At 59.1% G+C, this 3,354-nt stretch carries 3 protein-coding genes; all 3 read right to left on the minus strand.

Translation table 11 applies throughout. The annotated features are described in order from the left end of the window. Positions 1 to 1,059 (minus strand): AMP-binding protein (locus GSQ89_RS35115; RefSeq protein ID WP_158932924.1); only part of this gene is annotated, 1,059 nt, incomplete at its 3' end. Further along, positions 1,056 to 2,957: a hypothetical protein gene (locus GSQ89_RS35120; RefSeq protein ID WP_158932760.1), complete on the minus strand. Its 1,902-nt coding sequence runs from the start codon at positions 2,955 to 2,957 to the stop codon at positions 1,056 to 1,058. The genes GSQ89_RS35120 and GSQ89_RS35115, both read right to left, overlap by 4 nt. Next, positions 2,954 to 3,354: hypothetical protein (locus tag GSQ89_RS35125; RefSeq protein WP_216856574.1), on the minus strand; the 401-nt coding region annotated here is incomplete at its 5' end. The genes GSQ89_RS35120 and GSQ89_RS35125, both read right to left, overlap by 4 nt.

Below are 3,354 nucleotides of genomic sequence, written 5' to 3' on the forward strand. Positions count from 1 at the left end.
TTCTCCGGTCGCACCCGCCGGCAGCAGCGTCCCATCCGCATCCATGATAGCGATGTCGGGACCCGCGGCGATACCCACACTGCCGGCAAATCGTGGCGCCGGCGGCAGCGGATTGCTGGCCATCTGATGAGTGGCCTCGGTCATGCCATAGGCTTCGATAACTGGAACCCCGAATGCCTGCTCCAGCGCCGCCATGGCAGGCGGCGGCAGGGATGCGGAGGAACTGCGGATGAACCGAAGCCGCCCCGCGGCAATGACATCTTTGAAACGCGGGGCGAGATCCAGCAATGCCTGGTGCATGGTCGGAACGGCTGTGTACCAGGTCGGCCGGATATCACGCATCCAGGTGAAGAAACGGAAACCGCTCAGACCCGGGGTACAGACCACCGACGCGCCCGCCGCGACCGATGATAGCACCGCGGCTATCAGGCCATGGATGTGGAACAGTGGCATGATGTTCAGACACACATCAGATGGTTCTAGTCGCAACGTCCGGCCGATATGCCGCGCGGAGGCCGCCAGGTTGGCGTGCGTCAACGGCACGATCTTGGGCCGCGCGGTGGTGCCCGATGTATGCAGCACCAGTGCCACGTCGTCGGCACCGGCAAGACCGCCTAGGCTAGGTGTACCGCCCGTCCCCGGGGGAGGAACAAGGACAAAATCCCCGGCAAATGATGGCTCAGACACCAGTTCGAAAATCGGAATCCCTTGCTCCGCCGCGACCCCTCGCACAACGCTGTCCATCCCAAGCGGCACAACCACCGCCTTGGCCTGCAGATCGGACAGATAGAACGCAAATTCCGCTGCTTTGTAGGCGGGATTGAGCGGGGCGGTTACCGCATGGCACGCGACCGCCAGGAAGGCCGAGGCGGCGTCCGGTCCATTCGGCAGCACAATCGCAACCCGATCGCCGCGCCCCACACGAGCGGCGTTCAGTACGGCGCCCGTTCGTCCCGCCAGCGCACTTAACCCCTGGAACGACAATGAGGTTCGCCCGGGCGCGCCGATGACAGCTTCGGCCGGCGAACCGTGGGCGATAAGCGAGGAAATCGTTGTCATACGGGCTTGTTCCGAAAATTGGCGTTCGGACCTTGATCGAGCAACCATGCATTAATCGCGATACGGACCCACGCGCCATGATCCCTGAGGTTCACCTCTGGTCGGATCACAAAATCATCCACGTAGCCGCGCATCACACCAGGAGCGATCAAGTCCACGGCTCCCGATCGTTTGTTGCGTTCGCAACGTGTGAGGTAGAGAAGTGTGTTGGTACCATATTCGTTCAGTTTCAAAAACAACGGCACCATCTCGGCGAATCGCAGCCGCTCGGGCTTTTCCTCCCACAAATCGGGTTCGCCGGCAAATGGCAGCGCGACCGGATGCTTGCGCGGTTCGGCCCGGGAGATGGTCATGATCTTCCGCCCGGCACGCAGAGCCTCATAGAATTTGCGATGCAGATAACCCAACCGCATAGCCTGTTGACCGAATATTGTTTGCCGGTCCGTATCGCCGCCGCCAAACACATTGGTATGCCAGCGAATACCATAACGGTTAGCAAACAAAAAGTATTCGCCGTGTTGCGAATGTTCCCCTTCCGGCAGACTCAACGTCAGTTCTGCCTTGTCGGTCGCGGCCTTGAACTCATCATCCAAGGCGATCATCAAACTCCGCAACGGGGTGTTGCCAAAACGCAATAAACCCAGCACCTCGCAATCGGCCTTGCGCTGTGCCAAGCCAAACGCACAGTTGTCACCGAGGCTTTCGAAGTTCCGCAGGATCTCTGTCATTTCGATGCCCAAAGTCGCCTTGATCGTACCGGGCAATTCATCAACCGGTTCGTCTAAGAAACGCTCTGAAACCGATATGGGTGCTGCTGATGCCACATCGTCATCGCGCACTTGGGCCAGCGCACTGTGAGTGGATGGCACGGGTGTGATCTCAATCGCTTCCAGCAAAAAGGCAAGGAAATTGGGGGATTGCGTGTGATCAAATCGGTGCATCGGCAATCCGTCTGGCACCACGAAGGTGAACGGCAGCACACCGTCGGCTTCAAACAACTCGGTCGGCAACGGGATCGCAAGGCTGACTGCCGTGCCAGTACAGTACTGGCCAATAACCGCGCCTGCCAGCAGGATAGTGATACGCTGTGACGTTAAGAAGCTGCGAATGTAGAGGGGAGATATTGTGAACCGCGCCAGATAAAGGCCCTTCATAGGTGGCGCGGGAAGCTCGAGGGTGCTGACACGGCCGCTGGTCCACGCATCGCCCTGCGGATCATGCTGCCAGCCGTCGCGCAACATGGGTCGGCCGGCATCGCCGTTACCGAAATGATAAATGGCCGGCGCGCAGGGTTTGCCAATCGGCACCGCCGCTGCCGCAGCGGCTTGTACGATCTTACCCTCAGGCGGTTTCGGCGCAAAATGCTCCAAAGCCCGCTTCATCCAGGGTGGAAAGATGCGCACCGCATAAAAGCAGAGCCCCAGCAGACGATCTTCGCGGCCGTCATCCAAAAATTCCGGGCGCATGAAACAAGGATGTTCGAAACGAAGTTCGATCGGTTTACCCGATACGATCAGTCCGCCGGGAATATCGCAACTCAGCCGGGTCCAGCCGGTCACCGCGGCCGAACCGATCGGGTGGCCATTCGCGAAAACCCGTATGATCGCTGCGCTCTTGGTTACGAGGCGACTGGTCGGGATGGTGAAGTCCACTTCAACGGTCAGCGGCGTGCTGGCGGTTTGGGATGGTAGTTGAAGACCGCAACTGCCTTCGACCGACCAAACGTGCGTCTGCTCCTGCCCGCTCCACCCGAATGTGCGGTGGGCAGCGCTATTGCCATCGTGATGGAAATCCACGACAAAAATGGCACCTCCGCGACTATTTTGCACGTCCTCTCGCGCTTCAGTTGGAGACATGGTCAACCGTTCCGGACGCACCGCTTCAACAACGTGTGTCATGGCGCCGCCGGACGGCACCCCTCATGATAGCCCAAACGCATGAAGTGATCTCGTGCGGAGCTTGCCACACCAAGGTCCAACCCTTTTTTCACGTGCGCGTAGTGGGAAATGTACCATTCGTCATCGACGGTGATATCGAAAGGTAAACAGCCGTCGAAAAATCCCTGTTCGACATAGTGTTCCGCAGCGGACGAATATGTCCCGTTATCGATTTCCTTTGCTGCCTCGGGATAAGTGACGCGATACCACGGGTCGTCGACTGGTACCCCGATCAGTATATTACCGATCAGGGCCAAGAAATCATCCGGAGCGATGTCGACCCGTAAGCGTCCCAGAGTGGGAACGATGCGCAGGCGGGCATAGGATTTTGCCAACGGAACAGGCTCGGTCAGACCAT

This window comes from Acidisphaera sp. S103 (assembly GCF_009765975.1).
In the GTDB taxonomy this organism is placed as follows: Bacteria; Pseudomonadota; Alphaproteobacteria; order Acetobacterales; family Acetobacteraceae; genus Rhodopila.